The organism is Heliomicrobium undosum, assembly GCF_009877425.1.
GTDB lineage: Bacteria > Bacillota > Desulfitobacteriia > Heliobacteriales > Heliobacteriaceae > Heliomicrobium > Heliomicrobium undosum.
Genome location: NZ_WXEY01000001.1, coordinates 183,872 through 202,190, shown reverse-complemented (window position 1 = coordinate 202,190; position 18,319 = coordinate 183,872). Strand labels below are relative to the sequence as shown.

17 protein-coding genes are annotated in these 18,319 nt (G+C 58.8%); 10 read left to right on the top strand and 7 right to left on the bottom strand.

What is annotated here, in order from left to right; genetic code table 11:
• The first annotated feature begins 264 nt into the window (after positions 1-264).
• Complete coding sequence (locus GTO91_RS00950; protein WP_161253427.1) at positions 265-966, top strand: TerC family protein; 702 nt, start codon at positions 265-267, stop codon at positions 964-966.
• 145 nt (positions 967-1,111) lie between these two features.
• The gene (locus GTO91_RS00945) at positions 1,112-1,954 is read left to right on the top strand and encodes a stalk domain-containing protein (RefSeq protein ID WP_161253424.1); all 843 of its coding nucleotides are present in this window, start codon (positions 1,112-1,114) and stop codon (positions 1,952-1,954) included.
• Between the two features lie 147 nt (positions 1,955-2,101).
• Here the strand turns inward: GTO91_RS00945 and GTO91_RS00940 are convergent, their stop codons facing one another.
• Positions 2,102-4,123 (bottom strand): M1 family metallopeptidase, encoded by a 2,022-nt coding sequence (locus tag GTO91_RS00940; protein WP_161253421.1) that lies wholly within the window; start codon positions 4,121-4,123, stop codon positions 2,102-2,104.
• Positions 4,124-4,266: 143 nt separating this feature from the next.
• On the opposite strand from GTO91_RS00940, the gene GTO91_RS18310 reads away from it, so the two are divergent.
• From GTO91_RS18310 to GTO91_RS00930, 3 genes are all read left to right on the top strand, one after another.
• Positions 4,267-4,389, top strand: a complete 123-nt coding sequence (locus GTO91_RS18310; RefSeq protein WP_268894796.1) for a hypothetical protein — start codon at positions 4,267-4,269, stop codon at positions 4,387-4,389.
• Between the two features lie 321 nt (positions 4,390-4,710).
• A complete protein-coding gene (locus GTO91_RS00935; RefSeq protein ID WP_161253418.1) occupies positions 4,711-5,010 on the top strand; it encodes a hypothetical protein in 300 nt (99 codons plus the stop codon).
• Positions 5,011-5,259: 249 nt separating this feature from the next.
• Positions 5,260-5,457, top strand: coding sequence for a hypothetical protein (locus GTO91_RS00930; protein ID WP_161253415.1), 198 nt, complete (start codon positions 5,260-5,262; stop codon positions 5,455-5,457).
• 3 nt (positions 5,458-5,460) lie between these two features.
• On the opposite strand, the gene GTO91_RS00925 is transcribed toward GTO91_RS00930, so the two are convergent.
• The 6 genes from GTO91_RS00925 to GTO91_RS00900 all read right to left on the bottom strand — a co-directional run bounded on the left by GTO91_RS00925 (position 5,461) and on the right by GTO91_RS00900 (position 11,801).
• Positions 5,461-6,642, bottom strand: a complete 1,182-nt coding sequence (locus GTO91_RS00925) for an ABC transporter permease (protein WP_161253412.1) — start codon at positions 6,640-6,642, stop codon at positions 5,461-5,463.
• Entirely contained in the window at positions 6,639-7,307 is a 669-nt protein-coding gene (locus GTO91_RS00920) for an ABC transporter ATP-binding protein (RefSeq protein WP_161253409.1), read from the bottom strand. Before GTO91_RS00920 ends, GTO91_RS00925 begins: the two co-directional genes overlap by 4 nt.
• Positions 7,308-7,416: 109 nt before the next feature.
• Positions 7,417-8,655 carry an ABC transporter permease gene (locus GTO91_RS18545; RefSeq protein ID WP_161253406.1) on the bottom strand — a complete coding sequence of 413 codons (1,239 nt, stop codon included), beginning with the start codon at positions 8,653-8,655 and terminating at the stop codon, positions 7,417-7,419.
• Positions 8,656-8,743: 88 nt separating this feature from the next.
• Entirely contained in the window at positions 8,744-9,316 is a 573-nt protein-coding gene (locus GTO91_RS17890) for a DUF2318 domain-containing protein (RefSeq protein ID WP_161253403.1), read from the bottom strand.
• Between the two features lie 368 nt (positions 9,317-9,684).
• Positions 9,685-11,097 carry a sensor histidine kinase gene (locus GTO91_RS00905; protein WP_161253400.1) on the bottom strand — a complete coding sequence of 471 codons (1,413 nt, stop codon included), beginning with the start codon at positions 11,095-11,097 and terminating at the stop codon, positions 9,685-9,687.
• Positions 11,094-11,801 carry a response regulator transcription factor gene (locus GTO91_RS00900; RefSeq protein WP_161253398.1) on the bottom strand — a complete coding sequence of 236 codons (708 nt, stop codon included), beginning with the start codon at positions 11,799-11,801 and terminating at the stop codon, positions 11,094-11,096. The genes GTO91_RS00905 and GTO91_RS00900 overlap by 4 nt, the downstream gene beginning before the upstream one ends.
• 246 nt (positions 11,802-12,047) lie before the next feature.
• Between GTO91_RS00900 and GTO91_RS00895 the strand changes: the two genes are divergently transcribed.
• The 5 genes from GTO91_RS00895 to GTO91_RS00875 all read left to right on the top strand — a co-directional run bounded on the left by GTO91_RS00895 (position 12,048) and on the right by GTO91_RS00875 (position 18,319).
• Positions 12,048-13,271: an HD-GYP domain-containing protein gene (locus GTO91_RS00895; protein WP_161253394.1), complete on the top strand. Its 1,224-nt coding sequence runs from the start codon at positions 12,048-12,050 to the stop codon at positions 13,269-13,271.
• An 83-nt stretch (positions 13,272-13,354) separates the two neighbouring features.
• Positions 13,355-14,284: a hypothetical protein gene (locus GTO91_RS00890; RefSeq protein WP_161253391.1), complete on the top strand. Its 930-nt coding sequence runs from the start codon at positions 13,355-13,357 to the stop codon at positions 14,282-14,284.
• 228 nt (positions 14,285-14,512) lie between these two features.
• Complete coding sequence (locus tag GTO91_RS00885; protein WP_161253388.1) at positions 14,513-15,313, top strand: ATP-binding protein; 801 nt, start codon at positions 14,513-14,515, stop codon at positions 15,311-15,313.
• Between the two features lie 23 nt (positions 15,314-15,336).
• Positions 15,337-17,274 (top strand): anaerobic carbon-monoxide dehydrogenase catalytic subunit, encoded by a 1,938-nt coding sequence (cooS, locus tag GTO91_RS00880; RefSeq protein WP_161253384.1) that lies wholly within the window; start codon positions 15,337-15,339, stop codon positions 17,272-17,274.
• Positions 17,255-18,319 carry an ABC transporter substrate-binding protein gene (locus GTO91_RS00875; protein WP_207708949.1) on the top strand — a complete coding sequence of 355 codons (1,065 nt, stop codon included), beginning with the start codon at positions 17,255-17,257 and terminating at the stop codon, positions 18,317-18,319. The genes cooS and GTO91_RS00875 overlap by 20 nt, the downstream gene beginning before the upstream one ends.

Here is an 18,319-nt window from a genome sequence, read left to right as displayed (position 1 = left end):
GAGCAGGTTCACATCAGTTCCCGCAGGGAGAAAGATTCTGACGAGTGTCCCAGGAAGTTGGGGACAAGGTTGCGACGGCTTTGAAGAATGGCTGTATGACATTGTACTCCCTCCTTTGAGTGATTTTCTGTTTATTATCATCCTACGGTTTCGGTTTTGCTTTCGTGCCGAAAGAAGGTTCGCCTAGGCAAAAACATTGGAATTATATTCAAATCATTCTTTTTCGAACAAATAAGCACCATAAGCACGAAGGAGGAGTGGGGTGTGGAATTCATTACACCGGGGTTTTTCAGCGCATTGCTTGCCATTGTCGCCATCGATTTAGTGCTTGCAGGGGATAACGCGATTGTGATTGGTTTGGCGGCAAGAAACCTGCCGAGGGAACATCAGCGAAAGGCCATCGTCTGGGGGACGGTAGGGGCGATTGTTATACGCGCGACCGCTACGGTTGCCGTCGTATGGCTGTTGAAAATTCCCGGTTTGCTCTTGATAGGAGGCTTGCTGCTGCTTTGGATCGCCTATAAGTTGATCGTCGAAGAAAAAGAGCATGACATCAAGTCGGAAAAAAACTTAATGGGCGCTATCCGGACGATCATCGTCGCTGATGCCGTTATGGGCATCGACAATGTGCTCGCTGTCGCAGGCGCTGCCCATGGCAGTTTCCTTCTCGTGGTTTTAGGACTATTGATCAGCGTTCCCATTGTCGTATGGGGCAGCACCCTCTTTATTCGATTGGTGGAACGGTTCCCGATCATCCTGTATCTTGGCGCGGGTGTCATCGCCTGGACGGCCGGTTCGATGGTAACCAGTGAGCCGTTCTTGAAGGGATTTATCGTCGGCATGCCGGTTCTGGGATGGGTGGTGCCCGCGATTTTTACGGTTGGGGTAATATTGTTGGGCAGAAACCAAAGGCAGGCGTCACTAAAGGCATCCTTCAGGAAGGACTTTGAAGGAGAAAAAGATTAGGCGTTGATTTACGCTCCAGGATGGAAGTCCTGGGCTTTTCGATGGTCCGGTGCGATAACCGGGCTGTTTTTCTTTTGACATTAAAAGGAGAGCCAAGACATTTTTCGAAAATATTATTACCATTTAGTCAAGAGAGGTGTAAGGCGTGAAAAGACAGCTTGTGTCAACGACGCTCACCGTTTGCCTGCTGATGGCGACATGCCAGCCGGTAATGGCGGTGTCTCTGGTGATCGACGGCGAGCAGATTCCTGAAAGCGACGCGGTAATGGTTAATAACCGCACCATGGTACCCCTTCGTTATATCGCTGAGGCCTTTGATATTCATGTCCATTACGCCAATGATCAGGTGGTTATCCAGAGCCCAGCCTTTGAAAAGGAAAAAGCTGATTACTTTGATCTGGCTTTAGAAAAACGCTTTGATCATCTGCCGGAGCTTTCTGAGGGAGAGGACCCTGACTTGAGAAGTTTCTTAATGTTTGCCTTTTTTTCAAAAAAAGACTATAGGGTAAACCCTGTCATGTCGAAAGAGTATGTGGAGAAAGTGGCAAAAGATCATTTTGCATGGGAAGGTATTGACCACTCCTCCACGAAAGAGTGGAAGTACGACGGAGAAAATTATACGGCAACACCCTGGAGTTATACGAGCGCCTGTTTTTATGACTTGCAAAAAATAAATGCATACTGGAAAGACGGCAAAAGGATGTACGATGTCTTATTGACAGAGTACTTATTTTCGGAATATGAATTTGAGTCAATTGACTTTACCCCAAATGATGAGAAGACATACTCCGAACCCATGACGTATGTGATGAACAAGATGGGTGACGAGATAAAAAACGGAATGAGTGTGATTGAGGCAATCAAAACCTTAATTGTCAAGGGCGATGTTGAAAATTTTAAGAGAAGAGAATCATTGAGAATTATATTTTATGTGAATGAAGTATCCGGCAATATGGTGTTCACTCATGTGGAAAGAAAAGTGGAATAAAATAAAAACAATTGCCGGCAACAATGAAGCAACCCCGATTGGTTGTTCGCTGGTATTTGTTGAAGCCGAAATATTGCCAAAGTATGACGTCTGTCTCTAAAAAGCAGGGGGCGGTCTCGCAACCACAGGCGAGGTCGCTTTTTTGCTCTAAAACCCAACCGCCATCAACCCCTGACAAACACTCGCCACAAAAAGCGACCACCGTACCGCCGCCGCGCTGTTCTGCTCCTTCGCCCAATAGTTGTTCAACCTGTTGATATCCAAGGTCAGTTTCTCCCCAGGATCGACAACCACGGCCTCTGGCGCAGCGTTGGACAGGGTAAACTCCTTGTACCGCTCCCCATCATCCCAGAGAAACCGTTGCGCCTGCCCATCTTTTCCGATGATCGCCACTTCTACAGGCGCCCGCAGTTCGCCCCGGCGGTCGATACGGATCGTCCAAGCGGGGACGTCAGGGGTGTTCACCATTCGGACGGGGCCGACGGCGTAGTCAAGGGCGCCGGGGGTGGAGAGCCACTGTTGAAAGAGCTTCGCTGCCGGATCGCCCGCCTTTTCGGCGATGATGCGCAGGAAGTCGTTCGTCCCAGGGTGACGGAAAGACCAGCGGCTGAAGTAGGTTGACAGGATCGCCCGCATCTTTTCCTCGCCGATCAGCCGTTCCAGCGAATAGAGGGCGAGGGCGGCGCGGTTGTAGACGGAGACGGCGTAGGACTGCTCGGAGGCGAATTTCCAGGAGTCCAGCCGGATCGGGTCGGGAACCCAGGGTCCGAGGGCGGCGCGAAAGAGCCCTGGGCAGCCGTCCCGTAAGGGCTGGTCTAAAAGCGGGATGCCGAAGAAGCGGACAGAAATGCGCGTGTCCGGCTTGTAACGTTCAAGAATCTTGCCTTCGGCGTAGGTGGTCAGTCCCTCATCGAGCCAGGCCTCCTCAAACTCGTTGCTCGCAACCAGGCCGTACCAGTACTGGTGGGCCGCTTCGTGGATGAGCACGCGGTCCGGCTCGGCGGAACGTTCGTCGGGGAAGTTCGGCGTGCCGCCGGTGATCAGGGTGGGATACTCCATCCCGCCTGCGCCGGGGGCGTCGTTGGGCGGATCGATCACCGTCAAAGTGGCGTAAGGGTAGGGACCGTAAGCGGCCAAACCCTCCAGGGCGGCGGCGACGGCGTCCAGTTGCCGATCCGCCGTATGGACATGATCCTTTTGGCAATAGAGGCGGACCTCCACCGGCCGCCCGCCCTGCGGTGTGACGGTGCGGGTGAAGAGGCGAAAACGCGGGTCGGCGGACCAGGCGAAGTCGTGAACCCAGGCCTGGCCGAAGCGGACTGTCTGGAGGCCCTCTTGCTCCACCGGGGGCGCTGTCTCCTGGCCGGTAGCCCCCACGGTGTAACCTTTGGGCAGGGTGATCTGCACGTCGTAGTTGGCGAAGTTGGCGTAAAACTCACTGTTGGCGTGGAACTGGTGCAGGTTGAATCCTTCCTGGGTCCGGCCCCGCTGCCCGTAGCGCTCAAAAGCGGCCAGCTTGGGGTACCACTGGCCGGCCATGACGAAGGGTCCCGCCGTGCCGGAGCGGGCATAGACGCGGGGCAGCCGGGTGTGAAACTCGATGGTCAATTCCAGCGTTTGTCCGGGGCGCAGGGGACGGGGGAGGTCGACGGCAGCCAGGGTTTTATCGTCCGGGTTGTTGTCATCCGGTTGGATGTAGCGGAGGGCTTTGGTCACGTCAACGCTTTGCCCGTCGTAGTTGGCGGTGATCCGGGTCACTTCCATCTCGCCGTCGTCGCCTTGACCGGCTGTGTAGCCCCGGTGTCTGCCTGACGATTCCTTCTGGAAGGTGGAGTCAGGCCGGAAGGCGTTCGGGTAGAGGTGAAGCGCCAAATGATCGAGCGGCTGGGCGCCGGGAAAGCGCCAGGTCAAGTCCACCCGGCCGGCGATGGCCGTGGTCTCGGGGAAATAGCGGCACTGGATCCGGTAATCGAGGGGCGTCGACGAGGCCGGGAGCGGCGATTTTTCGGCATAGGCGGCCGGCAGCGATATAGGGGCGAGAAGTTCGAGTTGGAAAAGACCTATTGGGAAAAAACCTATCGGGAAAAGTCCTATCACAGACAGGGTAATGGACAAAAACAAGGTGATCGAGAAAAAAGAAAAATAGGGAACACGAGGGCGCGCAACCATGCCGATCCACTCCTTCGGGCAAGTCCCTTTTCTCCCTATAGCATGCCAGTTCCGGCGGCAGAACATGAGGTTGCGCCGGTTCTAGTCGAAAAGGTTGGCGCATAGGGTGTGGGATAGACGGGCCTTGAGAAGGAGGGAGGACGGTGGGCAATCCCCTCGACGGAACGGCCTTCGAGTTTTTGCGCTGGGCCTGGTGGAGCCTGCACATCCCGGTGATCATGATGCTCTTTTACCTTGGTCATCGCTATTGGCCGAAGCGTCGCTGATTGTTAACGGAGCGATCACAGTTCCTTAACGCAGCGGTGCTATGCTGTCGCTGTATACGGACCGTAAGTGGACCGTAAGCGCCAGACGCCAAAGTTTCAACCTGGAGGGGCTGGATAGGCGGATGGCTGGATATTCTAATGTGGGATTCAGAGCCCCTGGCGGACTCTTTTGGTAAAACCAGCGATGTATCCCGGCCGGCGACGGTCGGGAAATTTTTTGGTCATTTTGCGCCCCAGCAATTTCCTTCATCAGGAACCCGTCGCCTTGTCCCCTAATATCATGATCGCAGATGAGATTTTGTTTTTGGGAGGCAGCGGGTTATGGATTTGAGCAACCTGAAAGAGGTTCTGGGCCAGTTGATGAATCAAGGCAATATGAATCTGCCCATCGGCGCCGATCAAGAAAAGCAGGTCAAGGGATTCATCGACAAGGTGAAGCAGAAGAAGGGTTTGAATGACAACGAGCGCAACCAGGCCGTCCAACTGGTGTCGCAGTTTACGCGCTACCTGTCGCCGGAACAGGGAAACCAGATCAAAGCCCTGCTCGATCAACTGATGAAGACCCAGAAGGTATCAGAGAAAGACAAGGCGGCGTTGGATCAGATTCGGAAGATGCTCTAAGACCTATTGGCTTCTTAATCATATGTTTTGGCAAGGAAAACCCCCGCGTCAGGCGGGGGTTTTGTTTTCAGGGTGCCTTGGACTTGTGATTGTGGTATCATTTCCTCGTCGGGAGGCAGCGTTTTTGACAACAGGACAAGCGAAGCGCCGATTTCCGTAAGCCTAGTTTTTTGATTTCTTACCGGACACGAATGGGACAGATGGACGTCAAAGGACAGTCAGGACATGCAAGGGTAAAGGGGTATGAACATGAGCCGCATCAAAGACCAGGTGTACCGTATCATCCGGGAGCAGGAAGAGACAACGATGGACAACCTCATCGTCCAGATGTTCGGCGGCAGCCTGATTGCAGCCGGGCAGATGGCCGAATTAGATCAGGCCGTCAATGAGTTGGTTGCCGATGGGAAAGTGGAACGAAACATCTTGGGTATCCGCTTTCTATCGTGACCGTCAGCGAAACGCCTCCGCCGGCTCTCTGACCGCCGCCCGCGATGCCGGTCGAAAGGCCGCCAGCGCCCCGAGCAGCAGGGCCAAGCAAGTCCCTCCTGCCATGGGCAGCGCCGGGAAGGGAAGGGGAATGCCCGCTCCGATCACCATGGGCGCAAGGGCAACAGCGAGGCCGTAACCGATTAAGGCGCCGGCAACAGCGCCTGTTCCGGCCAGGAGCACGCCCTCTCCGATGAGGAGCCGCCGGACATGGGATGGACGGAAGCCCAGGGCGAACAATAGGCCCAATTCGCTCCGCCGTTCCTCGATGGCCCCCGTCATGGTCACGAAGAGCAGCAACGAGGAGATCGTCAGGACGGTCACGCCGACCAGGGATGTGAACCGCTGCAGGCTGGCGGCCATTTCCCGGCGTGAGGACGAGGCGCCGGGATTGGCATCCGCTTGGACGGCGACCGACGGTCCCAGGCGTTCCTGAAGGAGACGGGCCGCTTCCGCGCCGTCGCGCTCACTTTGTATCTCTACGAAGGTGAGCGTTTTTTCTTTTCCCAACGATCGCTGTAGCCAATCTAGATCGGTGAAAATGAGTCGGTCTTCGACATCTCCCGATGCCGCAAAGACAGCGCCCACGATCCCGTCAAGTATCACGCCCTTTTCCCCGGTGATCCGCAAGGGGGAGCCGGGACGCAGTTGCAGTGTCTCGGCCGCTGTGGAACCGACGTAAAAAAGCCCCTGTTCCCTAGCGCCGTTCATAGGCCTTTCTTCAGGGATGAGCGTTTCTTCGATGAAGCGCCATCCCTTTTTTACGTCCATTTCGTCGGCCATGTTCGCGCCGACGATCAGCGCCTTTTTGCCGTTGATGCGGCCTGGCGTCACCAGTTTGGGCAACAGCCGGCCGGTCCCGCTCATCCGCTCCAGCGCATCAGGGGGGAGAGTCGGGTCGCTCACGGCAACGCCGGAGGTGACAGGGATGCCGGCGTAGGCAAAGGCGATCGATGCCGACGGCGTTGTCACTTGAATCATGTTTCCGGCCTGGACTGTCTCCCGTTGCGCCGCCTGAGTCGCCCCATCGGACAGTGTGATCAGGGAAAACAGGGTGGCCCAGCAGACGGCGAAACCGAGCAGGATGGGCAGGCTTTTGCCCGGTCGCCGGAACAGGGAAGCGATGATGATTTGCAGAGGGCTCATCGCAATCGCCCGTCTTTCATGTGGATGGTCCGGGAGGCGTGGCCCAGGTGGTCTGGGTTGTGGGTGACCATGATGATAGTCATCCCCTGCCGGTTGAGCTCCCCGAACAATGCCATGATCCGTTCGCCCGTCTGGCTGTCCAGGGCGCCGGTCGGCTCGTCAGCCAGGATCAGCGCAGGCTTGTTGACGAGCGCCCGGGCAATGGCGACCCGTTCCTGCTCGCCGCCGGACAGTTGTCCCGGCAGGTGATTCTCCCTGCCCGAGAGGCCCATCTGTTGGAGCAGTTCCTGGGCGCGGCGCCGTTGTTCCCGTGCGGGGATGCCGGTGGTCGCCAGCGGGAGCATGACGTTTTCCAAGGCCGTCAGGTATGGCATGAGGTGAAACTGCTGAAAGACAAAACCGACATATTCGCGGCGGAAATCGGCCATCCGTTCGCCGGACAGGCTGTACAGGTCGATCCCGTCGATGATCAGTTCGCCGCTGTCCGGCCGGTTGAGGCCGCCGAGCAGGGTGAGCAGGGTGCTCTTTCCTGAGCCGGAGGGGCCGGCAAGGGCCAGAAACTCGCCTTCTTGCACGGTCAGATCGATGTCGTGGAGCACCTCGACCTTGCTTTCACCTTGGCCGTAGCTTTTGCAGAGTTTTTTTGTTGTCACCAGGGCGCTCATGGGGAGCCCTCCTTTAGGGGTTTGCCCTATGCCACGGTATCTCAATGTGCCGTTAGGTTCGGAAGGCTAGCTAATAAAGGTTGGAACAATCGCGATGTAACCTTGATTTCTAAAGTGTGCGCAGCGCCTCAACAGGGTCCTTCGAGGCCCCTCGCCAGGCCGGGAGTGACGAAGCGAGCAGACCAACGGCGAGGGTCAGGGCGGCGGCGATCAACGCCTCAGAAGCGCTGCCCACCACTTGGATGTCCATCTGGACGATCAGGGGAGCGGTCCAGCGGGCAAAGGTCAAGCCGACCCCGTACCCGGCGATCCCGGCAGGCAGGGCCAGGAGCGACGTTTCCGCCAGGACGGTCTGCAAGAGGTGGCCTTTGCGATAGCCCAGGGCGCGCAGGAGGCCGAACTCGCGGGTCCGCTCCCGGACGCCGGCGGCAACGAGCAGGAAGACAAGCAATGCCCCGCCGGTCACGGTGACGGCCACGGCGAGTAGGCTCAAGATAGTGAAGCGGTCGACGATGGCTTCGCGGGCGACGAGGGCCTCTTTGACGGCCTTTACCTCCGTCCCCGGCAGCGCATGACCGATCTGCCGGGTGATCTCTTCAATCGGGCAGGAACTGCAAAGGGCGCTTACTTCGATGAAGGTCAACTCGTTGCCCCTATGCAGGCGTTGCTGGGCCTGTCGCCAGTCCATGAATAAGAGGCGGTCCTCTTCGCCGCCGGTCGGCAACAGGATGCCGGTGATGCGGTAAGCACCACCGGCGCTGCGGTGATCAACAACGGCGTTGCCGTTCTCCCTGGCAACCTTGCCGCGCTCCGCGTGTGCTTCATCGTAACTATTGCCGATGTGGACAATCTGCCCCTTCTGCCAACCCTTTTCGCGGGCCAATGCGTCGCCGACGATGATGTCGGTGGCCTCGACGGGGGTATCGCCGTCGAGGGTCCACCACTTTTTCATCCTCAATTCGTCGTGGAAAGAGACGCCGATGACCGTCAAGGGGTTGCCGTCGACGGGAGCGACGCCCATCACTTTCGGCGCCACGCGGGCGATGCTCTCGGCGTTATGGATGGCGCCGATCCGTCCGAGCGCATCGTCGGTCAGCAGGGGGGCGCCTGCTTCATCAGGCGACAAGGTGACGCCGCCGTAGGTAATGGAGAGGTCGTCCCGAGCCGGGACGATGGAGATGTTGGCGCCGATCTGATCATAGGAGTCGGCCACCTCGACCTGCATGGCCCGGCTGGCGGTGAAAAGGGCCGTCGTGACGGCAGCAACCAGAAAGAGGCTGAGCGATAGAAAAAGCGCCCGGCCCCAACGGCGCTTTAGATTTTTGCGGATTACGTCCCAGAGCGTCACTGGGATAACCTCCTCACTGGGTGTAAAAAAGGCAGGTGTCAACCTGCCAACAAGAAAGGGGATGAGAAACGCAAGTTTCAGTTGGGTCTTAGATTCTCGGCTTCCAGTTGGACAAGTCCTGGGCGTTGAGCAGCAGTTTGTCGCCGCTCACCTCGTAGTTCAAGAGGTCAGGCGGGTAGGACTGGCAGCCGCCGGCAAGGCCTTTCAAGGTTTCCAGGTCCCAGCGGGTGTCGCAGGTATCGCAGGCGACCTGGTTGTTTTTGATGGTGAAGGAGGTGCCGTTACAAGGTTCGCATACGCTGACGGCGGAAACGACGCGGCCGCTGGGCGCCACGTAGGCCATGAGCGGGAGCCTTTGCTTGCCGTCTTTGAATTCCGTTCGGATCAGGCCCTTTTCTTTGATTTCCGCCAGCGGGAGTTCGACCTTTCCGTTTTGGGACGTTACGGCAGGCAGATAGGCCATGGAAACGATTTTTCCGGCATAGTTGACCTTGGCGCCCACATTATAGGTTTGGCTGCCGCCGGTATTCTCCGGCGCGGCGCCCCAAAAGGCGTAGGCGGCGATGGCCGCCGCAACGGTGACGGCAATGGCGCTGGCGTACCACTTGCCGGAGCTTTTTTCAGATTGAAATTGTTGTCGTTTTTCTTGACGGTTGTCCACGATGTCCTCCTGTTTCCGTTGAGGGGAGTTCCTTGTCACTTGTCTATTAATCTGATTGTAAATCCGAGATTTGAAGATTTTATGAAGAAGGATGAAAAGGGCTGCAACACCTTTGCTTCCTATACTTTTTCTTTTGCATAAGCGCAAAAGGTTTGAAAAACTAGGCGAAGAGGCGCTGACGCCGCAACTGAAGTTGAATTTTGAGGATCCCTGTGAGATCAACCACGACGCAAAGATTAAAGTGGTATAAGGCCGTCTGCCGTGAGTGTCCGGAAGAATCTTTCCGGGCAAAAACCCGAACTCAAGGTATCTGTGGATGCCGATCCGTATGGGCAAACCGACCGGTCCTGACGGAAATAGCCTCCAAATCATTCCTGTGTACCAGGCCTGCACACAAGAATAGGAAGCGCGATTTCTACAGTGGTGCCCCTCTCTGATGTCTCGGCTATGGATGCATAACCACCGTGGGCGACGGCGATGGCTTTGACGATGGCCAGGCCGATTCCCGAACCGCCCGTCAGGCGTGTGCGCGATTTGTCTCCCCGGAAAAAGCGTTCAAATACATAAGGGACATCGATGCTCGCGATTCCGGTCCCTTTGTCAGAAACATGTAAAACCACCCATTTTTTTGTCTCCAATTGCGATTTAGTGTCCGCCGGGGCAGTTGTATCCGGCGGGCTGCTTTTTTTTACGTTGACTGTCACCTGTCCGGCAGGCCGGTTGAACTTGATGGCGTTCTCCACCAGGTTGACAATCAACTGTGTGAGCCGCTGTGCATCGCCCTGGACGGTGATGTCCTCGCCGATGGAAAGTTCGAATGTCAGCCCCTTGTTTTCAATTCGCGGTCGCATGCTCTCGCAGACTTTGGCCACCAGATCGGAGAAGTCGAGCGGCGCCAGGTTGTAAGCCAAACCGGCCTCGGCCGATGCCAGCGATTCGAGGTCGCTGACAAGGTTTTTCAGCCGGATCGTCTGTTGGTGGCAGGCGTCCAGCCGTTCCGGCGTCGGCGACCAGACGCCGTCGCGGAAGGCCTCCAGGTAGCCTTGCAGGGTCGAGAGGGGGGTGCGCAGTTCATGGGCGACGTCTGCCGTCAGGTTTTTGCGCAGTTCCTCCTGTTGACGCAGCGATTCGGTGAGGTGGTTCATGGCCAGGGCCAGATCGCCGATCTCGTCGCGCCGGTCGAGGTTGATCGCCGGCGTCAGATCGCCTGCGCGCAAACGGACGGCCACATCGCGCATCAGCGTGATCGGGATCAGGAGGTAGCGGCCCATGAGCATGCTGACGAGAAGGGCAAGCAGGCCGGCGGTGAGCGCCGCCAGCGCAAAGCCGCGGTACAGTTGGCCTAAAAAGGTGCGTTCGGCTGCGGCGAAGGTCAGTTCCGCTTTCGGATAGAGGAGGTAGAGGGCCCCGAGAAAGCGGTTTCCTGCGTAGAGATCGGTCCGGTGAAAATCCCACTGGCTTTCGTCGGGAGAAAGGCCGTGTTTCACCGGCGCCGGGCTCTCCCAGATCAGGTCTCCTGTATCCGATTCGAGGCGCAACCGGTAGCCCTCTTGGAGCGCCTGGCGGCCGAAAAAATCGAGCGACGCCGGAGAGAAGGCGTTCGTCTGTTCATAGTTGCGGATCAGGTTGTTGGCGATCTGCTCGTAGTAGGCGTAGTGGCGCTGGTGAACGTACTGTTCAAAATTCTGTCGCACCGAGAGGTTGGCGAGCAGCACGGCGGCGATGATCGCCCCGGTGGCGACAGCGGCGAAGGCCAAGCCCAGTTTGGTTTGCAGTCTCATGATTCCACCCCGAATTTGTAGCCCGTTCCGAAGACGGTCACGATGTAGCGCGGCTGCTTGGGCTTGTCCTCCAACTTCTGGCGCAGGTTCTTGATGTGGACGTCGATGGTGCGGTCATAGCCGTCAAAATCTTCACCCATGGCTTTGTCGATCAGTTGGGCCCGCGTGTAGGCGATGCCGGGGCGCCTGGCCAGGGTGACGAGGATTCGAAACTCAGCGGTGGTGAGGGAGATGGGTTCACCGGCTTTGAGGACCTCCTGCCGGGCGACGCGGATAACCAGTCGATCACCGTCAAAGCGGAACTCCTCCGCCTGGGGCAAGCGGTCGGCGCGGCTCCGGCGCAGGAGCGCCCGCACACGGGCCATCACCTCTTTGGGGCTGAAGGGCTTGGTCACATAGTCGTCAGCGCCGAGGGAGAGGCCTTCGACGAGGTGGTCCTCGCCCGCTTTGGCCGTCAGCATCAGGATGGGGATGTCGCTTTCCCGGCGGATCTGGCGGCAGACCTCTTCGCCGCTGATGTCGGGGAGCATGCGGTCCAGGACCAGCAGGTGAGGCTGCCAGTCTTTAAAAGTTTGCAGCGCCTCCCGGCCGGTGACGGCCCCCTTGACGGCGAAGCCCTCCTGTTCCAGATAGGCGACGACCAGCTTCAACAGGCCGGCTTCATCTTCCACAGCGAGGATGCGGATGTTTTCGTTGGAGAGCATGAGTAGATCTCCTTTCTCGTATAGCCTGTTTACAATCTATTTTGATAATAAACCCTCCATATGAATCACTGATGAAGTTCTTAGCGTCGCCGCGCGGAGGCGCCTTTTCTTTTGTCGGAAAAAACGGAATTGCATTGACGTTGAAAATCGTTTTCAATTAAAATGAAAACGACTGGCTTCACAGGAAAATGGTGCCGTCTTCGGGGGAAACCAGGGAGGCGCTGTGTTACATAGAGGAGGGTTTGCATGTCCGTCAACAGGGAGTTTGCCCACACTTCGTTCCATCGGATGTTAGAACAGCCGACACCGGCGCATATCGCGTTGCCCGACTTGATCGGCGGTTTTTCACTGGCCATCGACCTGGCGGAAGGCAAGCCCTTGCGGCACGCCCAGTCGATCTCTTTCTTGGCCGACCATGTGGCCCAGGCGCTTCGCATCGGCGGGGGTGAGCGGGACGCCCTCTACTACGCCGCTCTGCTTCATGATATCGGTGTGTCTTCCCAAAACCAACTCTGCCCCCTCTGCCAGGTTTTCGAAGAGGAAGGGAATCTCGATTCCGTCACGAGTCTCATGGATGCTGACCAAGCCTTGCACCGGCGACGGGAGCGGTGGGACGGCAGCGGTCCCTTGGCGTTGAGCGGGCAGGCTATTCCGTTGGTGTCACGCATTCTGGCCGTGGCTGTGGCCGCTGAACGGGTCGGCGGAGAGCGCCGCGATTTCTGGAACTGGCGGACCCGGGTCGAGGATTACTTCCATCGCGACACCGGCGTCTTTGATCCAGCCATTGTGGCCGCTCTGAAGGCGCTGTTGCGGGACCGCGTCTTCTGCCTCGATCTCTTTGCCTTCTCCCAGGGACGGTCCGTCGACCGCTTCCGTCCCGAAGAGACAATCGCCCTGGCTGGGGGGACGATGCACCTGCTCGGCAAGGCCTTTGCGCGCTTCATCGACGTGAAGACGCCCTTCACGGCCGACCACAGCCGCAATGTGGCTGACTGGTCCAGGCGGATCGCCGGCGCTATGGGTTTGCCGGAAGCGCGCAAGCATCAAATCTATCTGGCCGGATTGCTTCACGATCTTGGCAAGATTGCCATCCCCAAGGCGATCCTGGAGAAACCGGGCCCCTTGACGGCTAAGGAATTTGATCTGGTGCGAAACCACCCCTACTATACGGCCTGTATATTAAACCAGATCCCGGCCTTGGAGACGATCTCCCTCTGGGCGTCGTCCCATCACGAGCGGCTCGATGGCTCCGGCTATTTTCTGGGGATCACCGGTGAGATGCTGCCGATGGAAGCGCGCATCATCGCCGTAGCCGATGTCTATGAGGCCTTGGCAGCCGACCGTCCTTACCGCAAAGGGTTGGAGACAGCGGCTATCCAGGGGATGCTGAAGGACATGGCTCATCGGAGACATCTGGACGCTGACGTGGTTGAGGCTTTGGACGGGCTCCTTGGCGGACAACGTTGTTGAGAAGATCGTTAGCACCAATTTTTTCCGCCTCCAGTACACTATAGTGGATATCCTTGGACGCTACAGGATCCGGAGGTGGGGCCATGAGGCGGAGCACAGGCGCCCGGCGCCGCTCCAGCGGCAACGGCAGTCGGCGCCGGGGCAACATGCCCGGCGATATTGTGAGCTTATTGGAAGCGGAGGAACGTTCGCAAGCCCCGGCAGGGACCCGGAAGAAACGTAAAAAAAGAACGAAGAAGACGTCGGTTCTCCTTCCCTGGGAGGAGGAATCCCGTCCGGACAAGGGCGACGGCGGCGGAGAGGGCGGAAGAGAAAAGGGCAGAACCGGAAAGAAGCGCGCCAGAAAAAAGTCAGCCTCTCAGGATGACGGTGTCAAGATCAGCGAAAACGACACCGAAACGAGCGCTGATGGCGAATCTTCGTCAGATGTGGGTTCCCTCCTGTCCAACCTGTTGGCTTTGCCAGCTATGGGTGGCAATGTGGCGGCGGGAGATAACGCCGGCGCTCCAGGTGACGGGGGCGGGTTGGTCGACGGCGGTGACGGGGGCAGTGGTGAATCCCTGGCGCTGCTGCGCACGCTGATGTCGAAGGGGCTTGATCTGGAGCGGATCGAAAAAGAGGTGGCCCGCCTCAAGTCCAATGTCCACCGGATGGAATCGATGGCCAAAGAGGCCGACGGCGCCCTCGATTCCATGGTGCGGACGATGGGCTATTTCGGCATCAAGCCGAAGCGGGGCACCTGGGTCCATAACCGGATGCGCCGCCTGGAAGAGCAGGATGTGGCGGCGGCTGCGGCCGCCTCGGCCCCTGCGCCGGCTGGCACCGGCGCAGGCGGCCTCGACCTGGGCGCCATGATGAACCTGGCCTCCATGTTCCTGGGAAGCGGAGGTGGGGGGGCAGCTGCCGCTGCGCCGGCCTCGAAAGGGATCATGGGCACAGTGATGAACCTGGTGAAGTCGCCGACGGTGCAGAACCTGGTTCTCGACGGCATCGCCAAGTTTTTGAAAAAGTAGCCAAACAAAGTCATCAAAACCTTCCTGAAGACGGAAGGTTTTTTCTTTTGCCCCTGAATGCTGTTCTTCCGCTGTGGGGGTCTCTTATTAATTATATAAAATCCGATTGACAAATGGGGAAATATCGAGATAATGAAGGTATGGTTTTTAGTGTATTCCGATTTGATTACACGGAATTAATAAACCATCACCAAGATGGCAACGAAAGGCGATAGGAGGATCCGAACGATGAAGATTGCCGTCACCGGAAAGGGCGGCGTGGGGAAGACGACTCTTTGCGCGGCACTGGCCCGCCATTTCGCTTCCTTGGGCTTACGTGTGCTGGCTGTGGACGCCGATCCGGACGCCAACCTGGCGTCAGCCCTGCCGCTAGATGGTCGAAAGGGTCAGGAGATAGCACCGCTGGCCGGCCAGAAGGAACTCCTCCGGGCCAGGCTAGGCCTTTCCGATCAAAACGAGGGTTTTTTTCAAATCAACCCTGATGTGAGCGATCTGCTGGAGCGATTCAGCGCCTCCTGGGGGGGCGGTCACCGGTTGCTGTCCCTTGGCTGGACCAAGGGAGGTGGCGAGGGCTGTTACTGCGCCGAGAACGCCATCTTACGGCGGCTGTTGCAGGCAATCCCGCAAGCAGGGCAGGAGGTCGTCCTGATCGACAGTGAAGCCGGGCTGGAGCATCTGAGCCGTGGGACGGTCGAGAGAATCGACTCCGTCGTCGCCGTGCTGGAGCCCGGTCGGCGCAGTATCCAGAGCGCTTTCGACATCCGGCGACTGGCGCAGGAACTGAAGATCCCTCGGATTTACCCGGTCTTGAACGGACAGCGCTACGAACAGGAATGGGCACAGGTGCAGGCCGGCCTCGGCGATTGGGTGCTGGCTGCGGCGCTGCCGGAGGATACGGCGATTCGAAGCGCCGATCTGGAGGGAACGCTGCCGCCGCTGACCGGGGACTATGCCGGCGCTGTGCGCGCCTTCGCCAAAAAACTCCTCGACGATCACCCTGTTCGGACTGCCGATCAGACAGTTCTTTAGACAACAGCGGAAGGGGTTCACCCATGACGATGCAAGAGATAAACGCCCATCGCCGGCGCTTTCCGACGAAAGAACAGGTGATGGCGCAGACCCCCGATCCGGGGGTGCGGGCCATGCTGGCACACCTGGAGGCCCAGGGAGTGGAAACCCTTTTTGACCGTTTTGATGCCCAGAAGCCCCAGTGCGGTTTCGGGCTGGCCGGGACCTGCTGCCGCCACTGCAACATGGGCCCCTGCCGGATCACGGAAAAGTCGCCTCACGGTGTCTGCGGCGCCGGTGCCGATGTGATCGTCGCCCGCAATTTGCTGCGCTGGATGGCCGCCGGCGTGTCGGCTCACGGCGCCCGCGGGCGGGAGGTCATGCTGGCCCTGAAGGCGGCTGCCGAGGGCCGTTTTTCCCGTCCCATCGCCGGTGTGGAAAAGGTGCGCGCCGCCGCCCGGAGCTTCGGGATCGACGAAGTTGAAGCGGAGTTATCGCTGGAGCAGCTGGCCGGCCGTGTCGCCGACCAACTCCTGGAGGATCTGTCCCGCACCGTTCCCGGCCCGCACCAGACCTTGGCCGCCATGGCGCCGCCGGAACGGGTGGCCCGCTGGCGCGAGTTGGGGATCCTGCCCATCAGCGCCTACCATGAGGTTTTTGAGGCGCTTCATCGCACCGGAACGGGGACAGACGGCGACTGGAGAAACCTGATGACCCAACTGCTGCGTTGCGGCCTCGCCTTCGCCTGGAGCAGTGTGGTCGGTTCCGCCATCGCCATGGACAGCCTCTACGGTCCGCCGGCGCGACAGCGGATCGCGGCCAACTTCGGCGCTTTGAAGCCGGAAACGGTCAATATCGCCATCCATGGACACTCGCCGGTTATGGCGTCGGCCATCGTGCAGGCCGCCGAATCGCCGGAACTGGTCGAACGGGCAATGGCGCTCGGGGCCGAAGGGATTCGACTCTACGGCATATGCTGTTCCGGCCTCTCGTCCATGTACCGCTACGGCGCTGTCCATCCCCTGAGCAACGCCGTCGGCGCTGAGTTGATCCTGGGAACGGGCGCTCTCGATCTCTGGGTAGCCGATATGCAGGATGTCCTGCCGGGGATCATGAACGTGGCCGAGTGCTTTCATACGATCGTCGTCACCACCAGTGATTCCTGCCGCCTTCCCGGCGCCGTCCACATCGGTTTTTCTGCCGACCATGCCAACCTCGATCAGGCCGGTGCGATGGCGCAGCGGATCGTAGCCATGGCCGTAGAAAACTTCCCTCGCCGCCGGGCGGCCAACGTCTTTATCCCAGAAACGTCCATCGACGCGGAAATCGGCTTCTCCGTCGAAAACCTCGTCGCCGAATTCGGCGGCGCCGCCGCCCTGGCCGAACACATACGGGCCGGCCGGATCCGGGGGATCGTCAACCTCGTCGGCTGCAACAACCCGAAGGTGGTCTACGAAAAGGCGATCAAGGATGTGGCCGATGTGCTCCTGGCTAATGACATTCTCGTGCTGACCAACGGCTGCGCCTCCTTCCCGCTGTTAAAGCTGGGTTACTGCCTCCCCGAGGCCCTGGAAAAGGCGGGACCGGGGCTGCGGGCGGCCTTGGCCGATAAAAAACTGCCGCCGGTATGGCACATGGGCGAATGCTTGGACAACGCCCGCGCCTCGGGGCTGTTCCGTGCGCTGGCCGACGCCTTGGGGCTGCCGCTGACGCAGATGCCCTTCGCCTTCGCCAGCCCCGAGTGGTCCAACGAAAAAGGCCTTGGGGCAGCCCTCAGTTTCCGGCTGATGGGACTCAACTCCTACCACTGCGTGCCTGCCCCTGTCTTCGGGTCGGACAAGGTCCGCCGCTTTTTGGAGGAAGAGACACAGGAACTGCTCGGTTCGATCATGGTGGTCGTCGCCGACCCCGTCGAGCTGGGAGAACGGATCGTGAAGGATTTGGAAGAGAGGAGAGGTGGCCTTGACTGCCTTGAGAAATGATCATTCGATGCAACGACGCGCCTTTTTGAAACAGAGCGTTATCGCCGCAGCCGCTTTCGCCGGCGGCGGCATCCTGGCCGGCTGCGGCGTCGGCAACACGGCAGGAGGCGCTGGAGCGGGGAGCACGGCCGTAACTGGAAGCGGGACCGGCGGACATAGCGGCGCAAAACTCAACTTTAAGCTCGGCTATCTCCCCCTCACAGACCATATGACCATCATCGGGCATGGGCAGACGCAGTTTCAGCATGCCCATGTGGAGCCGGTGAAGTTCGCCAGTTGGGCCGAACTGTCAGAGGCGCTCAAGGCCGGCGTCGTCCAGGGCGCCTTTGCGCTCACTCCGATCGGGATCAGTTTGCGCCAGAAGGGCGTCCCCATCAAGGCCGTCTTCCTTGGTCACCGCAACGGCTCAGCGCTGACGGCCAAGAACAGCCCCGATATCGCGCAGGTGGAGGATTTCATCGGCAAGACCATCGCTATCCCCAGCCGCTTTTCCACCCACAACATCCTGATCCGCAAGCTCCTCGCCGAAAAGGGCATCCAGGCCGACAGGGACGTAAAGCTCATCGACATGGCGCCGCCGGAGATGGTCAACGCTTTGTCGACGGGACGTGTGGGCGGTTTCATCGTGGCCGAGCCTTTTGGCGCCCAGGCGGAGAAGCAGGGCGTCGGCAAGGTCCTCACGCTGTCCAAAGACATCTGGCCTGATCACATCTGCTGCGCCGTCAACGTGCAAGAGGAGGTTATCGCCCAGCATCCCGAGGCTGTTGAGGAACTGGTGGCCGCCCTGACGAAGGCGGCGGCCTTTATCGAAGGCAATCCCAAAGAAGCGGCAGCCCTTTCCGTCAAGTACCTCGGCCAAAAGGCGGAGATCATCGAACACGTGCTGACCCAGCCGAAAGGACGTGTCACCTTTACTGATCTAACTCCGAATATGGCTGATTTCACGGCCACCCAGGACTACATGATCCAGTTCGGCATCACCCAGGAGAGGATCGATCTCCAGCAGTACATCGATGACCGCTTTGCCCGCAAGGCAAAGGCGTAG